At 76.0% G+C, this 24,240-nt stretch carries 22 protein-coding genes; 12 read left to right on the top strand and 10 right to left on the bottom strand.

The window, feature by feature from the left end; all coding sequences use genetic code 11:
• Positions 1-121 precede the first annotated feature (121 nt).
• Genes recC through recD form a run of 3 tightly spaced genes read left to right on the top strand, consistent with a single transcriptional unit; the run spans position 122 to position 9,209 of the window.
• Positions 122-3,598 (top strand): exodeoxyribonuclease V subunit gamma, encoded by a 3,477-nt coding sequence (recC, locus tag NF338_RS03685; RefSeq protein WP_264029554.1) that lies wholly within the window; start codon positions 122-124, stop codon positions 3,596-3,598.
• Positions 3,595-7,185, top strand: coding sequence for a UvrD-helicase domain-containing protein (locus tag NF338_RS03690; RefSeq protein WP_264029555.1), 3,591 nt, complete (start codon positions 3,595-3,597; stop codon positions 7,183-7,185). The genes recC and NF338_RS03690 overlap by 4 nt, the downstream gene beginning before the upstream one ends.
• The gene (gene recD / locus NF338_RS03695; RefSeq protein WP_264029556.1) at positions 7,182-9,209 is read left to right on the top strand and encodes an exodeoxyribonuclease V subunit alpha; all 2,028 of its coding nucleotides are present in this window, start codon (positions 7,182-7,184) and stop codon (positions 9,207-9,209) included. The genes NF338_RS03690 and recD overlap by 4 nt, the downstream gene beginning before the upstream one ends.
• Here the strand turns inward: recD and NF338_RS03700 are convergent.
• Entirely contained in the window at positions 9,185-9,307 is a 123-nt protein-coding gene (locus tag NF338_RS03700) for a hypothetical protein (RefSeq protein ID WP_264029557.1), read from the bottom strand. The genes recD and NF338_RS03700 overlap by 25 nt on opposite strands.
• A gap of 84 nt (positions 9,308-9,391) precedes the next feature.
• Here NF338_RS03700 and NF338_RS03705 point away from each other — a divergent pair, with 84 nt between their 5' ends.
• The 5 genes from NF338_RS03705 to NF338_RS03725 all read left to right on the top strand — a co-directional run bounded on the left by NF338_RS03705 (position 9,392) and on the right by NF338_RS03725 (position 12,983).
• Complete coding sequence (locus NF338_RS03705; RefSeq protein WP_264029558.1) at positions 9,392-10,444, top strand: LLM class flavin-dependent oxidoreductase; 1,053 nt, start codon at positions 9,392-9,394, stop codon at positions 10,442-10,444.
• Positions 10,445-10,568: 124 nt separating this feature from the next.
• Positions 10,569-10,913: a hypothetical protein gene (locus tag NF338_RS03710; RefSeq protein WP_264029559.1), complete on the top strand. Its 345-nt coding sequence runs from the start codon at positions 10,569-10,571 to the stop codon at positions 10,911-10,913.
• The gene (locus tag NF338_RS03715; protein WP_264029560.1) at positions 10,910-11,056 is read left to right on the top strand and encodes a hypothetical protein; all 147 of its coding nucleotides are present in this window, start codon (positions 10,910-10,912) and stop codon (positions 11,054-11,056) included. Before NF338_RS03710 ends, NF338_RS03715 begins: the two co-directional genes overlap by 4 nt.
• 11 nt (positions 11,057-11,067) lie before the next feature.
• Positions 11,068-12,075, top strand: a complete 1,008-nt coding sequence (locus NF338_RS03720; protein WP_264029561.1) for an MBL fold metallo-hydrolase — start codon at positions 11,068-11,070, stop codon at positions 12,073-12,075.
• 29 nt (positions 12,076-12,104) lie between these two features.
• Positions 12,105-12,983: an LLM class flavin-dependent oxidoreductase gene (locus tag NF338_RS03725; protein ID WP_264029562.1), complete on the top strand. Its 879-nt coding sequence runs from the start codon at positions 12,105-12,107 to the stop codon at positions 12,981-12,983.
• Here the strand turns inward: NF338_RS03725 and NF338_RS03730 are convergent.
• The 6 genes from NF338_RS03730 to NF338_RS03755 all read right to left on the bottom strand — a co-directional run bounded on the left by NF338_RS03730 (position 12,970) and on the right by NF338_RS03755 (position 16,692).
• Positions 12,970-13,281, bottom strand: a complete 312-nt coding sequence (locus NF338_RS03730) for a hypothetical protein (RefSeq protein WP_264029563.1) — start codon at positions 13,279-13,281, stop codon at positions 12,970-12,972. The two genes, NF338_RS03725 and NF338_RS03730, sit on opposite strands and share 14 nt — an antisense overlap.
• A 71-nt stretch (positions 13,282-13,352) precedes the next feature.
• Positions 13,353-14,513: a GNAT family N-acetyltransferase gene (locus NF338_RS03735; RefSeq protein ID WP_264029564.1), complete on the bottom strand. Its 1,161-nt coding sequence runs from the start codon at positions 14,511-14,513 to the stop codon at positions 13,353-13,355.
• Between the two features lie 10 nt (positions 14,514-14,523).
• Positions 14,524-15,243 carry a phosphoribosylformylglycinamidine synthase subunit PurQ gene (purQ, locus tag NF338_RS03740; protein WP_264029565.1) on the bottom strand — a complete coding sequence of 240 codons (720 nt, stop codon included), beginning with the start codon at positions 15,241-15,243 and terminating at the stop codon, positions 14,524-14,526.
• The gene (gene purS, locus NF338_RS03745) at positions 15,243-15,530 is read right to left on the bottom strand and encodes a phosphoribosylformylglycinamidine synthase subunit PurS (protein ID WP_087470936.1); all 288 of its coding nucleotides are present in this window, start codon (positions 15,528-15,530) and stop codon (positions 15,243-15,245) included. Before purS ends, purQ begins: the two co-directional genes overlap by 1 nt.
• A 188-nt stretch (positions 15,531-15,718) precedes the next feature.
• A complete protein-coding gene (locus tag NF338_RS03750; protein ID WP_264029566.1) occupies positions 15,719-16,321 on the bottom strand; it encodes a hypothetical protein in 603 nt (200 codons plus the stop codon).
• Complete coding sequence (locus NF338_RS03755; RefSeq protein ID WP_264029567.1) at positions 16,318-16,692, bottom strand: PadR family transcriptional regulator; 375 nt, start codon at positions 16,690-16,692, stop codon at positions 16,318-16,320. Before NF338_RS03755 ends, NF338_RS03750 begins: the two co-directional genes overlap by 4 nt.
• A gap of 171 nt (positions 16,693-16,863) precedes the next feature.
• Between NF338_RS03755 and NF338_RS03760 the strand changes: the two genes are divergently transcribed.
• Positions 16,864-17,214: an HNH endonuclease signature motif containing protein gene (locus NF338_RS03760; protein ID WP_264029568.1), complete on the top strand. Its 351-nt coding sequence runs from the start codon at positions 16,864-16,866 to the stop codon at positions 17,212-17,214.
• Positions 17,215-17,235: 21 nt separating this feature from the next.
• Here NF338_RS03760 and NF338_RS03765 read toward each other — a convergent pair whose 3' ends face one another.
• Positions 17,236-18,180 (bottom strand): phosphoribosylaminoimidazolesuccinocarboxamide synthase, encoded by a 945-nt coding sequence (locus NF338_RS03765; RefSeq protein WP_264029791.1) that lies wholly within the window; start codon positions 18,178-18,180, stop codon positions 17,236-17,238.
• Positions 18,181-18,551: 371 nt separating this feature from the next.
• On the opposite strand from NF338_RS03765, the gene NF338_RS03770 reads away from it, so the two are divergent.
• Positions 18,552-20,156 (top strand): ricin-type beta-trefoil lectin domain protein, encoded by a 1,605-nt coding sequence (locus NF338_RS03770; RefSeq protein ID WP_264029570.1) that lies wholly within the window; start codon positions 18,552-18,554, stop codon positions 20,154-20,156.
• Between the two features lie 121 nt (positions 20,157-20,277).
• Here NF338_RS03770 and purD read toward each other — a convergent pair whose 3' ends face one another.
• Positions 20,278-21,600: a phosphoribosylamine--glycine ligase gene (purD, locus tag NF338_RS03775; RefSeq protein WP_264029571.1), complete on the bottom strand. Its 1,323-nt coding sequence runs from the start codon at positions 21,598-21,600 to the stop codon at positions 20,278-20,280.
• A gap of 156 nt (positions 21,601-21,756) precedes the next feature.
• The gene (locus tag NF338_RS03780) at positions 21,757-23,043 is read right to left on the bottom strand and encodes an adenylosuccinate synthase (protein WP_264029572.1); all 1,287 of its coding nucleotides are present in this window, start codon (positions 23,041-23,043) and stop codon (positions 21,757-21,759) included.
• Positions 23,044-23,348: 305 nt separating this feature from the next.
• On the opposite strand from NF338_RS03780, the gene NF338_RS03785 reads away from it, so the two are divergent.
• The gene (locus tag NF338_RS03785) at positions 23,349-23,783 is read left to right on the top strand and encodes a DUF3151 domain-containing protein (protein ID WP_087470930.1); all 435 of its coding nucleotides are present in this window, start codon (positions 23,349-23,351) and stop codon (positions 23,781-23,783) included.
• A 75-nt stretch (positions 23,784-23,858) separates the two neighbouring features.
• Positions 23,859-24,221, top strand: a complete 363-nt coding sequence (locus NF338_RS03790; RefSeq protein WP_024839094.1) for an STAS domain-containing protein — start codon at positions 23,859-23,861, stop codon at positions 24,219-24,221.
• The last annotated feature ends 19 nt before the right edge of the window (positions 24,222-24,240 follow it).

Consider the following 24,240-nt stretch of genomic DNA (forward strand, 5'->3'; position numbering starts at 1 on the left):
CTCGGAGACCGCTGTGGACGACGGGTTCGACGGTGTGGGACGCACCTCGTAGATTCCTCGTAGCGCTCGGCCGACCAGCGGGGCGCGACGACCAGTCCGACACCACCGACAGGGGTCCTCTGTGCTGCACGTGCACCGCTCCGAGCGTGCCGAGGCGCTCGTGGCGCCGCTCGCCGCCGTGCTGACGGAGGTCCCGGACGACCCGTTCACGCCGGACGTCGTGGCAGTCCCGACGCGCGGGGTCGAGCGGTGGCTCGCGCAGCGGCTGTCGCACCACCTGGGCGCGGGCGAGACGTCGGGCATCTGCGCGAACGTGGACTTCCGCGGGCCGCGCCGGCTCGTGGAGCAGGTCGTCGCGGACCTCACCGACCTCGACCCCGACGACGACCCGTGGCGCCCCGAGCGGCTCGCGTGGTCCGTGCTCGAGGTGCTCGACGCGCACCTCGCCGAGCCGTGGGCGGCGCCGCTCGCGCGGTACGTCGGAGACCCGGGCGACGAGGTGCGGCGAGGCCGGCGCCTGACGCTCGCGCGCCGGCTCGCGGACCTGCTCGTCGACTACGCGCGACAGCGGCCCGAGGTCGTCCTGGCGTGGTCGGCCGGGTCCCCGAGCGAGGGGACGGGCGAGACCCCGGACGACCTCGCCTGGCAGCCCGAGCTGTGGCGCCGCCTGGTCGACCGCGTCTCGGCCACGGACCCCGCACGTCGCGTCGAGGACGCGGTCGCGGCGTTGCGGGCGGACCCGGCGGCCGTCGACCTGCCGCCGCGGCTGTCCGTGTTCGGCCCGACGCGGCTCCCGGAGGACGAGCTGCGCGTGCTGCACGCGCTCGCCGAGCACCGCGACGTCCACCTGTGGCTCGTGCACCCGTCGCCCGCGCTGTGGGACAAGGTCGCCGCGTACGACGGCGGAGCGCACGACGGGTCCGCCGTCGCACTCGGTCCCGGCGACCGCGCCCGACGCGCGGACCTGCCCACCTTCGCCCGCCACCCGTTCCTCGCGTCCACCGGGCGCGACGCGGTCGAGCTGCAGCTGCGTCTCGCCGCGGACGACCCGGCGCACGTCCGGGTGGAGACGCTCCACGCGGCCTCCGCGACGCCGGCGACCCTGCTCGGCGCGTTGCAGCGCGCCCTCCGCACGGACACGCCGGACGGGACCCACGTCGTCGACCCTGCCGACCGGTCGGTGCAGGTGCTCGCGTGCCACGGGCGGTCCCGGCAGGTCGAGGTCCTGCGCGAGACGTTGGTCGGCCTGTTCTCCGCCGACCCGACGCTCCAGGCGCGCGACGTCATCGTGCTGTGCCCGGACGTCGAGACGTTCGCCCCGCTCGTCACGGCGACGTTCGGCGCGGTCCCCGAGCTCGGCGAGGACGCGCACCCGGGCCAGCGCCTGCGGGTGAGCCTCGCCGACCGCGGCGCGGGGACGACGAACCCCGTGCTCGCGCTGCTCGCCACCCTGCTGCGCCTCGCGGACGGCCGCGTCACGGCGTCGGAGGTGCTCGACCTCGCGGCGAGCGCGCCGGTCCGCCGCCGGTTCCGGTTCTCCGACGACGACGTGGACCGCCTGCGCCAGTGGGCCGTCGAGGCGGGCGTGCACTGGGGCGAGGACGGCGCGCGCCGAGCGCGTTTCGACATCAACGAGAGCGTCCGCCAGGGCACGTGGGACGCGGCGCTCGACCGCCTCCTGCTCGGCGCGGCGATGGCGGACGAGGACGCACGGTTCGTCGGGCCGGCGCTGCCGCTGGACGACGTCGGCTCGACCGACGTGGACCTCGCAGGCCGCCTCGCGGAGCTCGTCGCGCGGCTGACGGAGACGCTGCGCGCGCTCGACGGGGTGCACCCGCTCGCGCACTGGCTCGACGCGCTCGACCGCGCGCTCACGCTGCTCGCCGAGGCGCCGCCCACGGAGGCGTGGCAGATCGGCTCCGCGCGCCGCGTGCTGGGCGACGTGCGCGCGGCGGGCGCCGCGCACGGCGGGGTCGCGCTGCGGCTCGCGGACGTGCGGGCGCTGCTCGACGACCGCCTCGCGGGACGGCCGACGCGCGCCGGGTTCCGCACCGGCGCGCTCACCGTGTGCTCGCTCGAGCCGATGCGCTCGGTGCCGCACCGGGTCGTGTGCCTGCTGGGCCTCGACGACGGCGTCTTCCCCCGCACCGCCGCTCCCGCGGGCGACGACCTGCTCGCGCGGCACCCGGAGATCGGCGAGCGCGACGCGCGCAGCGAGGACCGGCAGATCTTCCTCGACGCCGTCGCGGCGGCGGGCGACCACCTCGTCGTCGTGCACACGGGCGCCGACGAGCGCACCGGCGCCGCCCGCCCGCCCGCCGTCCCCGTCGCGGAGCTGCTCGACGCGCTCGACCGGGTCGCGACGACGCCCGACGGTCGCCCGGCGCGCGAGCACGTCGTCGTGCAGCACCCGCTGCAGACCGTGGACGAACGGAACTTCACCCCGGGTGCCCTGGGCGTGCCGGGGCCGTTCAGCCACGACGGCGCGGCGTTCGACGGCGCCCGCCAGGCACGTGAGAGGCGGCAGCCGGTCGGGGCCCTCGTGGGCGCCCCGCTCGACCTGCCGGCCGTCGCCGCGAGCGGCCCGGGGGCGGGCGAGGTGCCGGACGCCGGGGCGGACGTCCGCGCCGACGTCGAGCTCGACGACCTGGTCCGCCTGCTGGAGAACGCGCCGCGCTGGTTCGCCCAGCACACGCTCGACGTGGGGCTCGTGCTGGAGGAGGACGACGTCGAGGACCGCCTCCCGCTCGCGCTCACCGGCCTCGCGGGCTGGGGCGTGGGCGACCGCGTGCTCCGCGCCGCACTGGCCGGCGTCGACCCGAACCGGGCGATGCAGGCCGAGTGGCGCCGGGGCCAGGTGCCTCCGCGCGAGCTGGGGCGCTCGGCGCTGCAGGAGGTGGTCCGCGCCGTCGGCCCGCTGCGCGTCGCCGCGGTGGAGGCCGCGCGCGAGGCCGACGTCGCCGCGGGCCGCCCGGTGAGCCAGGACGTGCTGAGCTCCGCGGAGACGGTCGACGTCCGTGCCCTGCTGCCCGACGGTCGCACCCTCGTCGGGAGCGTGCCGGGCGTGCACGGCGCGCGGGTCGTGCGCACCGAGTACTCGCGGCTCGGTCCCAAGCACCGGCTGCGCGCCTGGGTCCAGGCGCTCGCGCTCACAGCGAGCGACCCGAGCCGCCCGTGGGACGCCGTCGCGATCGGTCGCGCGTCCCGCGGTCCCGGCGTCGCGTGGTCCACCCTCACCCCGCCGGACCGCGACACGGCGTCCCGGGTCCTCGCCGACCTCGTGGCGCTCCGCGACGAGGCGGCACGCGAGCCGTTGCCGCTGCTGCCCGAGGTGTCGCTGCGCTACAGCGAGGAACGGCGCACGAGCGACGCGCGCGACGCCCTGATGCGCGCGGGCTGGGCGTGGAACAAGGGCTTCGAGCGCAAGGACCCGTACGTCGTCCTCGCGTGGGGACAGGACCCGGCCCTCCCCGACGTCGCCGGGCTCGCCACCACGGCCGACCTGGGCCGCTTCCCCGACGACCCGACCCGCCTCGGCGCGCTCGCGCGCCGCGTGTGGGAGCCCCTGCTGGAGAACGAGCTGCGAGGTGCCCGGTGAACGGCGCGACGTCCCGGACCACGACCGACGGCACCACCCCGCACGCCGGCACGCCGGGGACGAGCAGCGCGCCCCGGCGCTTCGACCCGTTCGGCGACCTGCCGAGCGGGACGGTCGTGCTCGAGGCGAGCGCCGGCACGGGCAAGACCCACACGATCGCGACCCTCACGACGCGGTACGTCGCCGAGGGCGTGGCCGCCCTGCCGGAGATCATGCTCGTGACCTTCGGTCGCGCCGCGACGTCGGAGCTGCGCGACCGCGTCCGCGAGCGCCTCGTCGCGACCGAGCGGGCGCTGCGCGGGGCCGCCCCCGCCGACGACCCGGACCCCCTCGTCGCGTTCCTCGCCGCGGTCGACGACGACGAGCTCGACCGCCGCCGCGAGCGCCTGCGCGTCGCGCTGTCCCAGCTCGACGCGGCGACGATCACGACGACGCACGGCTTCTGCCAGCAGATGCTCACCGCGCTGGGGACGGCGGCCGACGTCGACCTCACGACGAGCTTCCTGCCCGACGTCGCGGACCTCGTCGAGGAGGTCACGGACGACCTGTACGTGCGACGGTTCGCCGACGAGCCCGAGCCGATCCTCTCGCCGCGCGACGTGCGCGACGTCGCCCGGGCGGCCGTGAGCGACCACGGGGCGGTGGTCGCGCCGTCGGACGCGGCCGAGGGGTCGGTGGCGGCGGCGCGGTACGAGGCCGCGGTCGCCGCGCGCCGCGAGGTCGAGGCGCGCAAGCGCGCGATGCACCTGCTCGACTACGACGACCTGCTCGTGCTGCTGCGCCGCGCGCTGACCGACCCCGAGCACGGCGCGACGGCGGCCCGGCGGGTCCGGTCGCGGTTCCGCGTCGTCATGGTGGACGAGTTCCAGGACACCGACCCCGAGCAGTGGGAGATCCTGCGGACGGCGTTCCACGGGCACCCCGAGGAGTGCCGCACGCTCGTGCTGATCGGCGATCCCAAGCAGGCGATCTACGCGTTCCGCGGCGCGGACGTCGTGACGTACCTGCGCGCGGTCGAGGACGCCGCGGACACGGCGACGCTCAGCACGAGCTGGCGCAGCGACGGTCCGCTCCTCGCGGGCCTGCACGCGCTGCTGGGCGAGACGGCGCTCGGCGACCCGCGCATCGTCGTGCGCCCGGTCGACGCAGCGCACCCCGAGCCGCGCTTCTCCGGCGGCGCGCCGGTGCGGCTGCGGCAGGTCACGCGGCGCGCCTACCGCCTCGGCGGGTCGTCGGCCCCGTCGGCACCGGACGCGCGCAGCCTGCTGGCCCGGGACGTCGCGGCGGACGTCGCGAGGCGCCTGGGGACCGCCGACGGCGGCGGCGACCGCGTGCGCGACGACGGGCTCGGCGCGGCGGGCGACGACGGCGTGAGCACCGGCGGCGCGGGACGGTGGCGGCCGCTGGAGCCGCGCGACGTCGCGGTGCTCACCCGGACGAACGCGCAGGCCGAGGCGGTGCGCTCCGCGCTCGTCGCGCTCGGTGTGCCCGCGGTCGTGTCGGGGCCGTCGAGCGTGTTCGGCTCGGCGGCTGCCCAGGACTGGCTCACCCTGCTCGCGGCGCTGGAGCAGCCCGGTCTGCACCGGCGCGCGACGGCGCTCGCCCTCACCCCCTTCGTCGGCTGGGACGCGCAACGGCTCGCGACCGCCGGCGACGCCGACCACGACGTGCTCGGTGACACCGTCCGGACCTGGGCACGTCTGCTCGCGGACCGCGGCGTGGCTGCGGTCGCGGAGGTCGCGGCCCGGGGAGGTGCGACCGCGCGGGTCATGGAGCGGGTCGACGGCGAGCGCTACCTCACCGACCTGCGCCACGTCACGCAGGCGCTCCACGAGGCCGCCGTCACCGACGGGCTCGGCACGGCCGCCCTCACGGCGTGGCTGCGCGCCCGGATCGCCGAGGTCGGCTCCGTCTTCACCGACGAGCGCACCCGGCGCCTCGAGACGGACGCCGCCGCCGTCCAGGTCGTCACCGTGCACGCGGCGAAGGGCCTGGAGTTCGGCGTCGTGTACGTCCCGTTCGGCTGGGAGCGGTTCGAGTCGGACGACCAGGAGCTGTTCGCGTTCCACGACGACCACGGGCAGCGCGTCCTGCACCTGGGCGGCGTCGGCTCCCCCGGCTTCGTGGACGCCAAGGCGCGCTGGCGCGACGAGGAGCTGGGCGAGGACCTGCGGCTGCTGTACGTCGCCCTCACGCGCGCCCGCCACCAGGTGGTCGTGCACTGGACGCCGACCAAGCGCAGCACCGGGTCCGGGCCGCTCACGCGGCTGCTCCTCGCGGACCGGATGCTCGGCGGCGAGCCCGGCCGCCACGCCCGGCCCGACGCGATGCGCGACGACGCCGTCCGGTCCGCGTTCGAGGCGCTCGCCGCGCGCTCGGGCGGGACGGTCGTCGTCGAGCAGGTCGACGCCCGGCCGAAGGGCGAGCGCTGGTCGCCCGGCGCGCGCGCCGGGTCCGACCTCGCCCTCGCCGCCGCGACGCACCTGCCCGACCGCGAGTGGCGGCGCGCGTCGTACTCGGCCCTCACCGCGGCCGCGCACCACGGTCCGGTCGGCGGGATCGAGAGCGAGCCGGAGGACCCGGGCGTCCAGGACGAGCCGGAGGAGACGCCGGACGACGACGGGACCGGCACCGCGCCCGCCGTCGTGCCGGCCACCCGTCCCGGCGCCGACGTCCCGTCGCCCTACGAGGGGCAGCCGGGAGGCACGGCGTTCGGCACGCTGGTGCACGAGATCCTCGAGTACGTCGACACCGCCGCGGACGACCTCGACGCCGAGGTCCGCGCCCGCTGCGCGCAGGCCGCGACGGTCCGCGTGCCCGGGGTGGAGCCCGTGTCGCTCGCCGCGGCGCTGGGCCTGTCGCTGCGCACCCCGCTCGGACCGATCGCGGGCGGGCTCACCCTCGCCGACGTCGACCCGCGCGACCGGCTGCCCGAGCTCGAGTTCGAGCTCCCGCTCGCGGGCGGGGACGAGACCGAGGGCGTCACGCCCGCGACGCTGCGCGACCTCGCCGACGTCCTGCGCGCCCACCTGGCCGCCGACGACGCGTTCGCCCGCTACCCCGACCTGCTCGCGGCGCTCGCCGACGAGGCGGGCGGCACCGGGGCGAGCACGGGGTCGGGCGCCGGTGCCGGCGCGGCCGGCGTCCCGCTGCGGGGATACCTCACGGGCTCGATCGACGCGGTGCTGCGGGTGCCCGCCACAGGGCCGGACGGTCGTCCCGACCCTGCGGGCCGCCGGCGGTACCTCGTCGTCGACTACAAGACGAACCGCGTCGGCCCGCCCGGCGTGCCGCTCGCCGTCGGCGACTACCACCCGGACGCGACGCGCGACGCGATGCTCGCCTCGCACTACCCCCTGCAGCTCGTGCTGTACCTCGTCGCGCTGCACCGGTACCTGCGCTGGCGCGTGCGCGGCTACGACCCCGACCGCGACCTCGCGGGCGGCGCGTACCTGTTCGTGCGCGGCATGGCCGGCCCCGACACCCCGACCGGTCCCGACGGCGCCCCGTACGGCGTCGTCGCCTGGACGCCCCCGCCGGGGCTCGTCGTCGCCCTGTCCGCCCTGCTCGACGGAGGTCGCGCATGACCACGACCCCTCCCGGCGCGACGGCCCCCGCCGCGCCGCCGGCCCCTCCGGTGGACGAGGGCGACCCGCGCCTCGCCGTCGGGGTGCCCGCGTGGCTCGCCACGTTCAACGCCGCGCGCGTGGTCTCCGCGGCCGACCTGCGCGTCGCGCTGCGGCTCGGGCGGCTCACGGGCGAGCACGACGACCAGGTGCTGCTCGCGGTCGCGCTCGCGGTGCGCGCGGTGCGCAGCGGGTCGGTGTGCGTGCGCCTCGACGACCTCGGGTCGCTCGAGCTGCCCGAGGACGAGGAGGCGGCGCGCACCGACGCCACGGACCTGCCCTGGCCGGACCGCACCACGTGGGCGGCCGCGGTCGCGCGCAGCCCGCTCGTCGCGGTGGGCGTCGACGGGCCGGCCGACCGCCCCGCGCGCTGGGTTGGCGGTGCCCTGTACCTCGACCGCTACTGGCGCGACGAGCTTTCGGTGCGCCACGACGTGGACGGCCGGCTCGCCGCGGACGACCTGCCCGTGGACCCCGACCGCCTCGACGCCGCCCTCGCCCGCCTCTTCCCCGCGGCGGACGACACCCGGCAGCGCCTCGCCGCCGCGCATGCCGCGACGCGCCGGCTCACCGTCCTCACGGGTGGTCCGGGCACGGGCAAGACGACGACCGTCGCGCGCCTGCTCGCCGTCCTGCACGACGCCGCGCTCCTGACCTCGTCGTCCACCGGCACGGCGATTGACGCGGTGTCCGGCGCGTCGCTGCGGGTGGCGCTCGCCGCGCCCACGGGCAAGGCCGCCGCGCGCCTCCAGGAGGCGGTGCGCGAGGTCGTCGCCGGGTTCGGCGACCCGGTCGACCGCGAGCGCGTCGGCTCCCCGGTCGCGACGACGCTGCACCGGCTGCTCGGCTACCGGCCCGGCAGCAGCACCCGGTTCCGGCACGACGCGCACCACCACCTGCCGCACGACGTGGTGGTCGTGGACGAGACCTCGATGGTCGCGCTGCCGCTGATGGCGCGGCTGCTCGAGGCGCTGCGGCCCGACGCACGGCTCGTGCTCGTCGGCGACCCCGACCAGCTCGCGTCCGTCGAGGCCGGGGCCGTGCTCGGAGACCTCGTGCACCGCGAACCGGTCGCCCCGCCCGCGACGGCGGCCGTCGTGGTCGCGACGGCCGACGTCGCGCTCGCCGACTCCGCGCCGCCCGCCGTCGGCGAGGTGGACGACCGCGCGGTCCTGGGCAACGGCGTCGTGCGGCTGCGCACCGTCCACCGCCAGGACCGCGACTCGGAGATCCTGCCGCTCGCGGCGGCGATCCGGGCGGGGGACGCGGAGGCGACGCTCGCGCTCCTGCGGGCCGGGCACGGGAGCGTCCAGTTCCTCGAGACCCCCGACGACACGCCCGACGACGCCGTGCTGGCCACCGTCCGCGCGGACGCCGTGGCCGCGGGCACGCTGCTGGTCGAGGCGGCCCGGGCGGGTGACGCGCCCGCCGCACTCGACGCCCTCGCCCGGCACCGCGTCATGGTCGCGCACCGGCGCGGCCCCGCCGGTCGGGGCAGGTGGGCGGCGCAGGTCGAGGCCTGGGTCGAGGAGGCCACGGGCCACCACGCGACCGACTCCCCGTGGGTCGCGGGCCGGCCGCTGCTCGTCACGACGAACGACGCCGAGGTGGGTCTCTACAACGGCGACACCGGCGTGCTCGTCGCCGAGCCCGGGGGCGCCGGCGTCGTCGCCGTGTTCGGCGACCCGCGTGCGCCGCTGCGCGTGCGCACCCACCGCCTCCCGCCGGTGGAGACCGTGCACGCCATGACGGTCCACCGCGCGCAGGGCAGCCAGTTCGACCGCGTGACGCTCGTCCTGCCGCCCGCGACGTCGCCGCTGCTCACGCGCGAGCTGCTCTACACGGCGGTGACGCGCGCGCAGTCGTTCGTGCGCGTCGTCGGCTCCGAGGCCGCGGTGCGTACCGCGGTCACGAGCCCGGTCCACCGGGCGAGCGGCCTGCGGACGCCGCTTCCGGGCGGTCAGTCCTCCGTGCGCCCCGCCTGATCGCGCCCCCGCAGCTCCTTCAGCCGGCCCCAGGGCACGAGCACGATCCAGGCGACGGACGCGATGGCGGCGCCCATGATCATTGAGGGGACGTCCATGGCGACCATCCTGGCAGGCGTGCCGCGGTCCTCGCGGGATTGCCTCGGGGGAATGAGGCCCGGGGGTCTCCGGTTGGCACCAGGGTGAGCACCCAGACCCCCCGCCTGTCCGTCCTCGACCTCGTGCCCGTCCGCTCGGGCCAGTCCAGCGCCCAGGCGGTGCGGGCGTCGCTCGACCTGGTCCGCCTCGCGGACCGGCTCGGGTGCGAGCGGTACTGGTTCGCCGAGCACCACAACATGCCCGCGGTCGCCGCGTCGACCCCGCCCGTGATGATCGCCGCGGCGGCGTCGGTCACCGAGCGCATCCGGGTCGGCTCGGGCGGGGTCATGCTCCCCAACCACGCGCCGCTCGTCGTCGCGGAGCAGTTCGCGGCGCTCGAGGCGATCGCCCCCGGCCGGGTCGACCTCGGCCTCGGCCGCGCGCCGGGCTCCGACCCCGTCGTCACGCAGCTCCTGCGCATCACGGGCCCGACCGCCGACGTCGACCGGTTCCCCCAGCACGTGACGGACATCCTCGCGCTCATGAGCCCCGAGGGCGCGACCCTGCGCCTCACGAGCGGCCAGGTGTACGACGTGCACGCGACCCCGGCCGCCGACGGCGCACCGACCGTCTGGCTGCTCGGGTCGAGCGACTACTCCGCGCGCCTCGCGGCCGAGCTCGGGCTCCCGTACGTGTTCGCGAACCACTTCTCCGGCCAGGGCGTCGACGAGATCCTCGCGCTGTACCGCGAGGGCTACCGTCCGAGCGAGGCGTTCCCCGAGCCCCGCACGTTCCTCACGCTCAACGCGGTCGTCGCCGAGACCGACGACGAGGCCCGGGCCCGCGCGCTCCCGCAGGCGCGGATGATGTCGCGGCTGCGCACCGGTCAGCCGCTCACCGCGCTGGAGACCGTGGAGGAGGCCCAGGCCGCGCCCCTCGACGGCGCGGCCGGGCAGATGGTCGAGGACAGCCTGCGCCGCTGGGCCGTCGGGACGCCCGACGACGCCGCGGCCGAGGTCCGTCGGCTCGCCGAGCGCCACGGGGTCGACGAGGTGATGATCGTGCCGGTCGCGGCGTCGCGCGCGGACGAGGCGCTGGACTCCACCCCGGGCCGCACCCGCACCCTCGAGCTCCTCGCGGCCGCCCTCGCTGCCTGATTCCCCGGCCCTCTTCCCCCCGCCGAGAACGACGTTGCTGTCGCGAGCGGCGTCTTTCCGACAGCAGGGTCGTTCTCGACGCGGAGCGAGGTCGTGGTCGGCGGGACGCGGTAGCGTCGCGCGCATGACGACGAAGCTCGACGACGCGTCCTGGCACTCCGAGGGCGAGGGCTATCCGCCCGAGGCCGGCCCCGCGGCGGGCGCGACGCACATCGGCATGTTCCTCGCGTGGGCGGTGCTCGGCGGGCACGTCTCCGAGGAGCTCGCCGAGCACGCCGCGGACGAGCTCGCCGCGCTGCACGACCGGACGACGACGCCCGGCGCGTTCGTGCTCGACGTGTGCGACGGCAGGCTCGTCGACGAGGACCTCGACGACGTCGCCGCGGCGTTCGCGAGCGCGTACTACACGGGCGACGAGGAGGACGAGGACGCGGCGGCCTCTACCTGGAGGACTACGTCGACGCGGTGAGCCCCGGCGACGGCGAACCCGAGGACGTGTACCGCGTGCCGGACACGTGGGAGACGTACGACCTCGTCGGCCCGCTGGTCGACGCCCGCTTCTCGCAGTGGGACGACGAGGGTCGCCCGACGGTCCTGCGCCACCGCGCCTGAGACGGCCCGAGATGACCGCGCCCACGCCCGTGACCCGGCTCGCCGCGGTGCTGCGCGCCGACAACCCGGGCCCGATGACGCTCGACGGCACGCGCTCGTACGTGCTCCGCGCGCCGGGGTCGGCGACGTGCGTCGTCGTGGACCCGGGGCCCGACGACGCCGCGCACCTCGACGCGCTCGCCGCGGCCGGGCCGGTCGAGCTCGTGCTCGTCACCCACCGCCACGCCGACCACACGGCCGGTGCCCCCGGGCTGCGCGAACGCACCGGGGCGCCGGTGCGCGCCGCCGACGCGGCACACTGCCACGGCGGCGAGCCGCTGCGCGACGGCGAGGTGATCGAGGCCGCCGGGCTGCGCGTCGTCGTCCTCGCCACCCCGGGTCACACCGCCGACTCGGTCTGCCTCGTCCTGCCCGACGACGGCCCGGTCGCCCCGGCCGGCGACCTCGCCGGGGACGGCGCACGCCCGGGCGGCGAGACCCCCGCCGACCAGTACCTCGGCGACGCGACCCTCGGCGACATGGCCGCCGGGGGCACCCGGTCGGGCGACGCCGCCGCGGGCGGCGCGGGATCGCCGTCGGGCACGACGGTCCTCACCGGGGACACGGTGCTCGGGACCGGCACGACGGTCATCGCGCAGCCCGACGGCTCGCTCGGCGCGTACCTCGCGAGCCTCGACTCGATCGAGACCGTCGCCTCCGCGGGGCCCGGGCGGGCGACAGGGCTCCCCGGCCACGGGCCGGTCGTCGACGACCTCGCGGAGCGCGTGCGCGCGTACCGCGAGCACCGGCTCGAGCGCCTCGCCCAGGTGCGGGTGGCGCTCGCCGCTCTCGGCCTGACCGCAGGTGCGGACGAGGCCGTGGAGCAGGTGGTCGCGCGCGTCTACGCCGACGTCGACCCGTCCGTCCTCGGTGCGGCGCGCCAGTCCGTCGCGGCGCAGCTCGCCTTCCTGGCGCGCGCCGACGAGGGCGCACGACGGTCCCCCCGAGGGTGGTCAGGCGCGCGCCGCCACGACGGCTGACTGTCGGTGGCGCCCGGCACGATGGCGGCATGACGACACCACGGCTCGGTATCGCGTTCGTCCCGACCCACGCACCGGAGAGCCTGCGGCGGCTCGCCACGACCGCCGAGGAGGCCGGCCTCGACGACCTCTGGGTATGGGAGGACTGCTTCAAGCAGTCGGGCCTCGCGTCGGCGGCCGCAGCGCTGGCCTGGACCGAGCGCGTGCGCGTCGGCATCGGGCTGATGCCCGCACCGCTGCGCAGCACGGCGGTCACCGCGATGGAGGTCGCGACGCTCGCCCGGGTGTTTCCCGGGCGGCTCGTCGCGGGCGTGGGGCACGGGGTCCAGGAGTGGATGGGGCAGGCAGGCGTCCGCGTCGAGTCGCCGCTGACGCTGCTGCGCGAGCACGCCACGGCGCTGCGGAGCCTCCTCGCGGGCGAGGAGGTCACGACGGCGGGGCGGTACGTCACGCTCGACGCGGTCCGGCTCGACTGGCCGCCCACGGAGCCCGTCCCGCTGTGGCTCGGTGGTGTGGGCCCCCGCTCGCTCGCGCTCGCCGGCGAGCTCGGCGACGGCCTGATCCTCGCGAACGCGCTCACCCCGGACGACGTGCGGGCGGCGGCCACGGCGGCACGCGCGGGCAGGACCAGGGCCAGGGGCGACCTCGATCTCCACGCGACGCTCATCGCCGCGACGGGACCGGGCGCGCAGGAGCGCGTGGACCGCGAGGTGCCGCTGTGGGGCAAAGAGGCCGGTCAGGGCATCGGCGCGGGCGGCGACGCCGCGACGATCGCCGCAGCCGTCCTGGCCCTGGCGGACGCGGGTGCGACGGCCGTCGCGGTCCAGCCGACCGCCGACGAGCCCGACGTCGAGGGGTTCGTCCGTTTCCTCGGGCGGGAGGTCGTGCCGCTGCTCAGCGCCCGGTGACCCGCGACGCGTCGGCGGACCCCTCGGCGCGCTGACGCTCGCGCAGCCCGTGCACCAGCGCGACGACCGCGCACACGAGCGCGACGGCCCCGACCGCGAGCGCCAGGCGCACGGGGAACCCGGCATAGAGGTCGCTCACGTCGCCGACGGGGATCCCCCACTCGACGGCGGTCTCGCGCAGCTCACCGGCGAGCAGTCCGACCCGGCCAGGCACGCGTGACGCGACGGCGGCGACCCAGCCGAGGAGCTCGATGACGACGGAGGCCACGGAGTAGGCACCGGTCGCGAGGGGGATCACGGGGACACCCTAGCGGGGCAGGACACCGCGGGCATATCCGGCACGGCCCTGAGAATCCCCGGGTGCGACCCTCAGACCAGCGGCTTCGCGAAGCAGAGCGCGACGTGGTTGTCCCCGACGTACGGCGGGAACGTGAGGACGGCGCGGTAGCCGAGCGAGCGGTAGAGCGCGATCGCGCCCGGTTGGCGGATGCCCGTCTCGAGCAGGAGCCGGGCCACCCCGCGCTCGCGCGCGACCGCCTCGAGCCCGTCGAGGAGCCTGCGGGCCGTCCCGGTCCTGCGTGCCCGTGCGCGCACGAAGACCTTCTTCACCTCGAGCGCGTCCGCGGGCGCCCCGGGCGCGGGGCGGCGCAGCGACGCGCACCCGACGGCCTCGCCGTCCCGGTACGCGACGAGGGTCGTCACGACGTCGTCGCCGAGGCGTGCGTCGACGGCGTCGAACCCGCCGGCGGCTTCGAACCCGGCGAACAGCTCGGGGTAGAGGACCGCGGACGACGTCTCGTGCATCTCCCGTCGCAGCGCGGCCGCGTCCGGGTCGTCCCACAGGACGGCACGGACCTCGACGGGCGGCACGGTCACGGGGGCGCTCGCGGTCGACGGTGGCGCGGCGGTCGCCGTCGTCCGAGCGCCAGGCGCCCCGAGCCGTTCACCCGTCGCCGACGTCTCCTCCGCGGCGTGTGGACCGACCCCCACGGCGTGTGCCGACGTCAGGTCGATGGCGAAGCAGCGCGAGAGCGGCTGCCCCGCGTAGTGGCCGTACGACTCGATCGGGACGTACCCGAGCGAGAGGTACAGGTCGATCGACTCGGGCTGCAGCGTCCCGGTCTCCAGGACGACGCGGTCGAGCCCGGCGTCGACCGCGTGCTGGTGGACGGCCCGCATCGCGGTGCGCGCGTGACCGTGGCCGCGATGGGCGGGCTCGACCCAGAGGCGCTTCACCTCCCCGGTCCGCGCGGGGTGCGTCCCGCCGCGGCCGTCGGGCGTGCCCGACACGTCGCGCAGCGCGACGAACGCGACGGGCTCACCGGCGGAGCGGACCACGACGTTCGCGAGCGACGCGTCGGGCACGAACGTGCCCGCGTCGGGCTCGCCGTAGCGCACGGCGAGCTCCGCCTGCTGACGGGCGCGCAGGAGCTCGGCCACGGCGTCGTCCCCGGGGACGGCCTCGACGGTGACGTGCGCGCCCGGGCGCCCGACGCCGTCGGGCAGGGCGCGGAGGGGCGAGCCCGTCACGCCGACCTCGTCATGCGTTGACGAGCGCGCCCAGGACCGACGTGAAGAAGCCGAGCCCGTCGGTCCCCGCGCGCGGGCCTGCCTCGTTCGCCGGGCCGAAGCCCGCCTCGACGGCGTGCTCGGGGTGCGGCATGAGGCCGACGACGTTGCCCGCCGCGTTCGTGATGCCCGCGATCCCGCGGCGCGACCCGTTCGGGTTCCAGCCGTCGTAGCGGAAGACGACGCGACCCTCGCCCTCGAGCTCGTCGAGCGTACGGTCGTCCGCGACGAACTGGCCGTCCTGGTTCTTCAGCGGGATCGTGATGCGCTGGCCGGCCGTGTAGTCGCGCGTCCAGGCCGTGTCCGCGTTCTCGACCACGAGGACCTGCTCACGGCAGATGAAGTGCAGGTGGTCGTTCTTGACCATCGAGCCGGGCAGCAGGTGGGCCTCGGTGAGGACCTGGAAGCCGTTGCAGATGCCCAGGACGGGCATGCCGCCCGCCGCCGCGTCGACGATCGACTCCATGACGGGCGCGAAGCGGCTGATCGCGCCCGCGCGCAGGTAGTCGCCGTAGGAGAAGCCACCGGGCAGGACGACCGCGTCGACGCCGTGCAGGTCGGCGTCCGCGTGCCACAGCGACACGGCCTCGCCGCCCGCGAGGCGCACCGCGCGCGCCGCGTCGCGGTCGTCCAGCGTGCCGGGGAACGTGACGACGCCGATCCGCGCCGTCGCGAGCGTCGCGCCGGACATCAGGCGAGCCCCTCGGACGTGATCGTCGCGGCCGCGTCCGCCTCGATGTCCGCGACGCGCACGACGTCCTCGATCACCGGGTTCGACAGCACCTTGACCGCGGCCTCCTCGGCGGCGGCGAGGATCTCCGGCGTGACCGGGCCGTCGACCTCGAGCTCGAACCGCTTGCCCTGGCGCACGGACGTGAACTGGGTGAAACCGAGGCGCGGCAGCGCCCCGACGACGGCCTTGCCCTGCGGGTCCAGGATCTCGGGCTTGGGCATGACCTCGACGACGACGCGTCCCACGGGGGCTCCTTGGCGAGAGAGTTCGGGAGAGCCGGGGCTCCGGGATCCCGCCCACGTCACGGCCGTCGAGGACGGTCGGTGGGACGGGACGAGCGGGAGCCGACGGCGGGATTCCGCGGCCAGTCTACCGGGCGCGCACGACGCCTCCGGCGGGCGTCCGCACCCTGGCACGACGGCGCGGCGCAGGCTCAGGCCCCGGCTGCCCGCGGCGGGTCTGCCGGGACGTTCACGGGGATGTTGCCGTCGAGCACGTGCTTGCGCCACGCTCGCTCGACGTTCGACCGGGAGAAGAGCGTGGCGGACCCGAGGGCGCACACGAGGACGAGTGGCCAGTACCACCAGGTGAACGGGAGGCGCCATGCGTTCTCCGGCCCCGTCGAGACGAGCCCGAGGAGCGCCATCACGGTGGGGACGATCATCTGGATACCCGTGACGAGCAGCGCGGCCGCCACGCCCCGGCGGCAGTGGTAGAGCGCACCGTGGATGTCGTCCGCGACCCACCACCAGTACGGCGCCGGCAGCCGGGCGTCGAACACCCGGTAGAGGAGCCAGCGGCCGAGCGGAGGGCGCTCGCGCCACCGCAGCCCACAGCCCGCGCGGACCAGGTCCCACGCCTCCCGGGCGCCGATCCCCCGGCTCCGGTGAGCGCCGTCGGGCACCGTGCTCGACGGCGCGAGGTCGAGCAGCACCGCGAGCGCCTCGTCGCCGTGCAGGCGACGCCAGCGCGGCGGGTAGGCGCGGAGCCAGAACCTCGCGGACCGCTCGTACCGGTCCGTCCCGACGGCGGTCATGCGCCGCTCCCGGCCAGGCCGTCGGTGGCGCCCGCGGGGCCGCGACTCTCCAGGGACCGCCGCGCGCGCTCGGCGAGCTCGGCGAGGCGGAGGGTCTCCGCCCGGGCCGCACGGCGCCCCTCGTCGGTGGCGCGGTAGTAGCGCCGCAGGCGGCCGTCGACGACCTCCTCGCCGGTCGGCTCGACGAGCCCGGCGGCGACGAGGCGGTCGAGATTGCCGTAGAGCGTGCCGGCCCCGAGCCGGGTACGGCCGTCCGAGAGCTCGCGGACGGCCTGGATCACCGCGTACCCGTGCCGCGGCTCCGCGCTGAGGGAGAGCAGCACGAGGTACGCCTGCTCGGTCATGCGGAACGCGGGAGGACTCGGTGCCATGCACGATATATATCGGACGACGACCTATCGCGCCAGCTCTCGACGCGTGTCAGAGGGTGCAGCTAGAGTCGAACACGTGTTCGAGACGCACGCTCGGGCACGGTGCGAGGGCGGGGTCCTGCCCCTTCCCCGCCCTCGCACGAACTGGTCCCACGACGCAGGGAGGTCCGCGTGGCAGCACCGCTCGCACCCGCTCCGACCGCCGAGCGCGCCAGGGCTCGACCGACGCCGCGGACCGTCGCGCGCGTCCTCGCGCGCGACGAGACCTGCGTGTTCCCCGGGTGCCGCGTCCCGGCGTTCCGCTGCGACCTCGACCACGTCGTGGCCCCGCGGCCGGGCGTGGACGACGACGCCGCAGCCTCCGCGCAGGAGGCCGACAACCTCGTCGCGCTCTGCCGGCACCACCGGGTCGTCCGCGCGCGCGACGGCTGGCGGCCCGCCCTCCTCGCCGACGGCTCGGTCCGGTGGACCGCGCCGAGCGGGCACACCTACGTGCGCCCGGGCACCGCCCGCACCGCCTGAGGGCCTGGACCGCCTGAGGGCTCAGCCGAGCGCGGAGCCCGTGAGCCTCTCGTACGCCTCGAGGTACCGGGCGCGGGTGCGCGTGACGACCTCGGCGGGGATCGACGGCGGCGGGGTGTCGGACGCGCGGTCCCAGCCCGACGCCGGCGACGCGAGCCAGTCGCGCAGCGGCTGCTTGTCGAAGCTCGGCTGCGCCCGGCCCGGCTCCCACTGGTCCGCGGGCCAGAACCGGGACGAGTCCGGGGTGAGCACCTCGTCGCCGAGCACGGTCGCGCCCGTGGTCGGGTCGACGCCGAACTCGAGCTTCGTGTCGGCGAGGATCACGCCGCGCTCGCGCGCGATCCCCTCGGCCCGGGCGTAGACGGCGAGCGTGAGGTCGCGCAGGCGGGTCGCGTCGTCGATCCCGACCTGCTCGGCGACGACGTCGAACGAGACGTTCTCGTCGTGCTCGCCCACGGCGGCCTTGGTCGCGGGCGTGAAGATCGGCGCGGGCAGGCGCGAGCCGTCGACGAGGCCGGCGGGCAGCGGCACGCCGCACACCTCGCCGCCGGCGCGGTACTCGACGAGCCCCGAGCCGGTGAGGTAGCCACGCGCCACGCACTCGACGGGGAACATGTCGAGGCGGCGGCAGATCATCGCGCGCCCGGCGACGACGTCGGGCACGAGTCCGTCGCCCGGCTCCGACGACACCTCGGTCGACACGACGTGGTTCGGCACGAGGTCGGCGAGCTGCTCGAACCACCACAGGCTGAGCTGCGTGAGCACGACGCCCTTGTCGGGGATCCCGGGCGACAGCACGTGGTCGTAGGCGCTGACCCGGTCGCTCGCGACGACGAGCACGACGTCGCCGAGCGGGTGCACGCCGCCGACGGCGGGCAGGTCGGGCGCGTAGAGGTCGCGCACCTTGCCGGAGTACACGTGCGTCCAGCCGGGCAGGTCGAGCGCCGCGGTGTCGAGCGCGTCCACCTCGCCGAGCGAGAGGGCCGAGGCAGGGTCCTGAGGGGTGTCGGTCACGGCCCCTAGTCTCGCACCGGCCGTCGCAGACGCGGCACCGTGTCCGACGACCGGTCGCCCTCCCGCCCGCCACCGAGAGGGCGGCCCGCCCGCCGTCCTGTCGGGCGCCGCGCCGACCGCACCCGACGGCACGGGACGACGACCGCCGTCGAGCCCGGCGCGACGAACGCGCCCGAAGCCGCTACTGTGCCGTCAGGACGGTCGTGGGAGCGCTCCCTCACCGTCGGGGGCCTGCATCGGAGCGACCCCCTCGGGGGCGCCTGCACCGCTGTCCCGGCCCGGCCGACGACGGCGGGGCCGACATCCGCACCGAGGAGGCAACGATGCACCACGGCACGATGCACCATCGCCTGACAGCGCTAGCAACCGGAGTCGGCGTGATCGCCGCGAGCGTCGGGCTCGCGACGGCCGCGAGCGCGAGCGCACCCGCAGCGAGCGCGCCCGCACCGGCGACCGTCGGGGCCGAGGCCCCAGCCCTGCTCGCCGGCCCGGTCCCCGGGCCCGACGACCTGTCCGACGGCCAGCTCCGCGCGCTCGAGCGCGACCTGGGCCTCGACGCGGCCGGCGTCGCCGACCGGCTCGCGCTCGACGCCGCGACCGCCGCCGTCGAGCAGGCGCTGGGCGGCGGCCTGGGCGCCACGTACGCCGGCACGTGGGTCGACGCCGACGCCGCGACGCCCGTCGTCGCCGTCACCGACCCGGCCGCGGTCCCCGAGGTCGAGGCCGCGGGTGCCGAGGCCGTCGTCGTCGAGCACGGCCTCGCCGAGCTGGACGCCGTCGCCACCGGGCTGGACAAGGTGTCGACGCCCGACGCCGTCCAGGCCTGGTACGTCGACGTGACGACGAACGAGGTCGTCGTCGAGTCCCTCGACCCCGCCGCGGCGGAGGCGTTCGTCGCGGCCTCGGGGGTCGACCCGGCCGCCGTCCGGACCGAGGTCGTCGACGCGCCCTACGAGCTCACGGCCGATGTGCGCGGCGGCGACCGGTACATCACCCGGGACCCGGGCGCGTCGTCGGGGTCGGCCTGCTCGATCGGCTTCGCCGTGCAGGGCGGCTTCGTCACGGCCGGGCACTGCGGCGCCGCGGGCAAGGAGGTCCTCACGGCGAGCTGGGCGCGCATGGGCACCGTCCAGGCGGCGTCGTTCCCCGGGCACGACTACGCCTGGGTGCGCGTCGACGCCGGGTTCTCCCCCGTCCCCCGGGTGAACAACTACGCGGGCGGCACGGTCGACGTCGCCGGGTCCGCCGAGGCGCCGGTGGGCGCGTCCGTCTGCCGGTCCGGCGCGACGACGGGCTGGCGCTGCGGCGTCATCGAGCAGAAGAACATCACCGTGAACTACGGCAACGGTGACATCCCCGGGCTCGTGCGCGGCTCGGCGTGCGCCGAGGGCGGCGACTCGGGCGGCTCCGTGATCTCGGGGAACCAGGCGCAGGGCGTGACCTCGGGCCGCATCAACGACTGCTCCAACGGCGGGAAGTTCATCTACCAGCCCGTCAACCCGATCCTGTCGGCGTACGGGCTGTCGCTCGTCACCACGGGCGGCGGGTCGGGCAGCGCGCTCGTCGGCCTCGCGGGCAAGTGCATCGACGTGCCGAGCTCGGACTTCAGCGACGGCAAGCGGCTGCAGCTCTGGACGTGCAACGGGACGAGCGCGCAGCGCTGGACGTTCGAGTCCGACGGCACGGTCCGCGCGGGCGGCAAGTGCATGGACGTGGCGTGGGCGAGCACCGCCGACGGCACGGCCGTGCAGCTCGCGAACTGCAGCGGCAACCCCGCCCAGCAGTTCGTCCTGAGCGGCGCGGGCGACCTCGTGTCCGTCCTCGCGAACAAGTGCGTCGACGTGCCGAGCAGCAACAGCAACGACGGCACGCAGCTCCAGATCTGGACGTGCAACGGCACCGCCGCCCAGAAGTGGCACAAGGCCTGACACCCTGACGCCGAGCACGACGTTGTTGTCGTCAAAGCCCCCAGAACGACAGCAACGTCGTGCTCGGCCGCGTGGAACCTCGTTCTCGGCGGCGCCAGCGCGGCGGGCCCGACGGCGGGGGTCAGCCCGCGAGGGTGACCTCGCCCGCGGCGGCCTTCGCCGCGATGTCCGTGCGGTGGTGCGAGCCCGGGAGCACGATGCGGTCGACCGCCGCGTACGCCCGACGGCGCGCCTCGGCCAGGTCGGCACCGCGCGCCACGACCGACAGGACACGACCGCCCGCGGCGACCAGGCCGCCGTCGTCCCCGCGCGACGTGCCCGCGTGCAGCACGTGCACGCCCTCGACGTCCTCCGCCGCGTCGAGGCCCGTGATCGGGTCGCCGCCGCGCACCGCGCCCGGGTAGCCGTGCGCCGCGACGACGACCGTGACCGACGCGTCGTCGTGCCAGCGCAGCGCACCGATCTCGGCCAGGCGGCCCTGCGCCGCCGCGAGCATCACGGCGGACAGCGGCGTCGCGAGGCGCGTGAGCACCGACTGCGTCTCCGGGTCGCCGAACCGCGCGTTGAACTCGACGACGCGCGTGCCGCGGCTCGTCAGCGCGAGGCCCACGTACAGGACGCCGACGAACGGGGTCCCGCGCCGCGCCATCTCGTCGATCGTCGGCTGCGCGACGCGCGTGACGACCTCGTCGACGAGGCCCTCGGGTGCCCACGGCAGCGGGCTGTAGGCGCCCATGCCGCCCGTGTTGGGGCCGGCGTCGGCGTCGAACGCGCGCTTGAAGTCCTGGGCGGGGGCCAGCGGGACGACGGTCGCGCCGTCGCTCACGCAGAAGAGGGAGACCTCCGGGCCGTCCAGGTACTCCTCGACGACGACGCGCGGGTCCTCGGGCGTGCCGTCCGCCGCGCGGCGCGGGGACGCGAAGCACGCGGCGGCGTGCTCGAGCGCGACCTGCCGGTCCTCGGTGACGACGACGCCCTTGCCCGCGGCGAGGCCGTCGTCCTTGATGACGTACGGGGCACCGAACGCGTCGACGGCGGCCGCGACCTGGTCGACGTCGGTGCACACGTGCGCGAGCGCCGTCGGGACGGAGGCCGCGGCCATGACGTCCTTGGCGAACGCCTTGGAGCCCTCGAGGCGCGCGGCCTCGGCGCTCGGGCCGAACACCGGGATCCCCGCCGCGCGCACCGCGTCGCCGACCCCCGCGACGAGCGGGGCCTCCGGGCCGACGACGACGAGGTCGACGCCCAGTCCGGTCGCGAGCGCGGCGACCGCGGCGCCGTCGTTCTGGTCGACCGCGTGCAGCGTCGCGAGGTTCCCGATGCCGGGGTTCCCGGGGGCGGCGTGCAGCTCGTGCGGCTCGGCGCCCGGGCGGTCGGCCTCGTGCGCGAGGGCGTGGACGATGGCGTGCTCGCGGGCACCGGTCCCGACGACGAGGATCTTCACGGGCGCCGAGTCTACCGAGGCCGCTCGCGCGACCTGTCAGCGTCTCACCGGCCTGGAGGCCCGCACACCGCTGACGGGCGACCGGCCCGAGACGTCGTCAGCACCCCACCGGTCCGGGGACCCGTGGGGCGCTGACAGGTTCGCCGGCTCGAGGGATCAGTGGATGAGGTCGTGGCGCGGGATGATCGCGTCGCGGCTGGGGCCGACGCCGATGGCCGAGATCCGCGTGCCCGACATCTCCTCGAGAGCGAGCACGTAGCGCTGCGCGTTCGTCGGCAGGTCCTCGAACGTGCGGGCGCCGGAGATGTCCTCCCACCAGCCGTCGAGCTCCTCGTAGATCGGCTTCGCGTGGTGGAACGCCGTCTGGTCGAGCGGCATCTCGTCGTAGCGGACGCCGTCGACGTCGTACGCGACGCACACCGGGACCTTCTCGAAGCCGGTGAGGATGTCGAGCTTGGTGAGCACCATGTCCGTGATGCCGTTGACGCGCGTCGCGTAGCGCGCGATGACCGAGTCGTACCAGCCGCAGCGGCGCGCGCGGCCCGTCGTGACGCCGAACTCGCCGCCCTGCTTGAGCAGGTACTCGCCGTTCGCGTCGAACAGCTCGGTCGGGAACGGGCCCTCGCCCACGCGCGTCGTGTACGCCTTGATGACGCCGATGACGGAGCTGATGCGCGTCGGCCCGACGCCCGAGCCGGTGAGTGCGCCGCCCGCCGTCGCGTTGGACGACGTGACGAACGGGTACGTGCCGTGGTCGACGTCGAGCATGGTCGCCTGGCCACCCTCGAAGAGGACGTTCTTGCCGGCGTCGAGGGCCTTGTTCAGCTCGAGCGCGGTGTCGGCCACCATCGGCTTGAGGCGCTCGGCGTACTGGAGCAGCTCGGCCACGGTCTCGTCGACCGTGATGGCGCGGCGGTTGTAGACCTTCACCAGCAGGTGGTTCTTCTGGTCGAGCGAGCCCTCGATCTTCTCCGCGAGGATCTTCTCGTCGAAGAGGTCCCAGATGCGGATGCCGACGCGGTTGATCTTGTCCGCGTAGGCCGGGCCGATCCCGCGGCCGGTCGTGCCGATGCGGCGCTTGCCGAGGAACCGCTCGCTCACCTTGTCGATCGTGCGGTGGTACCCCGCGATGACGTGCGCCGAGCCCGAGACCAGCAGACGGGAGACGTCCACGCCGCGCGAGATCAGGTCGTCGAGCTCCTGGAACAGCACCTCGATGTCCACGACGACGCCGTTCGCGATGACCGGCGTGACGCCCGGGGACAGGATGCCCGACGGCAGCAGGTGGAGCGCGTACTTCTCGTCCCCGATGACGACCGTGTGGCCGGCGTTGTTGCCGCCGTTGAACTTGACCACGTAGTCGACCCGGGAGCCGAGCAGGTCGGTCGCCTTGCCCTTGCCCTCATCGCCCCACTGGGCACCGACGAGCACCACGCCTGGCATGGAATCCCCACTTTCGCACTGCCTGTTCCTCGGGCCGGTCATGGTCGTGGGCGCACCGGCGTCCGGAGCGGAGCGGGCAGGTCGTGCCCGACGGCGCTGGGCCCGCGGGCCCGAGGCGTCACCCGGGCGGCAGTCACCCGGGGACCGGCGCCGAGTTTACCGGCCATTGACCTTTCGGGCGTCCGTCGTCCACGGCGCGTCCGCCGAGCCCGTGATCGCTCCTCATCGTGCGGCCGGCGTGGGGAGCTACCCCGGGTTCGGCACGTTCCGGTGCCGGGCGCATCCCGGGCGGGCAGAATGGCTCCATGAGCGACACGCACGCGAACCTCCTCGACGGCCCCGCGCCGGTCCGCCTCCCCGACGACTTCGCGCACGTCCGCGACGCCATCGCCGCCGACGGCGACCCGTACGAGATCGCGGCCCGCACCCCGGCCAGCTCGCTCGCCTGGGCGTACCTCGCGGAGGACTTCCTCCACGAGAACGGGTCCCGCGGTGCCGTCACGGCGTACGCGTTCGCGCGCACCGGGTACCACCGCGGCCTCGACTCGCTGCGTCGCGCGGGCTGGCGCGGGCAGGGCCCGATCCCCGCCGACCACGTCCCGAACCAGGGCTTCCTGCGCGCGCTGCTCGCGCTCGCGGAGTGCGCGGCGTACATCGGCGAGGTCGAGGAGGCGGAGCGCTGCGAGCAGTTCCTGCGCGACTCCGGGACGTCGGCCGACGAGGTCCGCGCCCTGCGCTGACGAGACCCGTCGCGCGCCCGTCCGGCAGGTCGGGTGGACGCGCGACGGACCCGGGCGGCGTCTAGAGTCGATGCCATGATCGAGATCGCCACGTCACCCGCGACGACGACCCTCGTCATCGCCGGGGACCTCGATCTCGCCGAGCGCGACCAGTTCCCGGAGATCGCGGCCCGCGTCGTCGGGCTGCGCCGTCAGCTCCTCGTGATCGACATGTGCCGTGTGACGTTCATGGACTCCACCGGCGCGGCGTTCCTCATCTCGCTCGCGGACTCGGGGCGCAAGCGTGGCGGCGCCACGGTGCTGCGCGGCTGCGACGACCGCGACCTGTTCGTGCTGGAGGTCTGCGGGGCGCTCGAGCTGTTCCGCATCGACGCCGACCACCGCTGCGAGCCCGCGACGCCGCCGTCCGGCTTCGCGAAGGTCGAGCCCCCGGCCTGACGGTCGGTCTCCTCGGCGA

The organism is Cellulosimicrobium sp. SH8 (genome assembly GCF_025818875.1).
GTDB classification, from domain to species: Bacteria; Actinomycetota; Actinomycetes; order Actinomycetales; family Cellulomonadaceae; genus Cellulosimicrobium; species Cellulosimicrobium cellulans_D.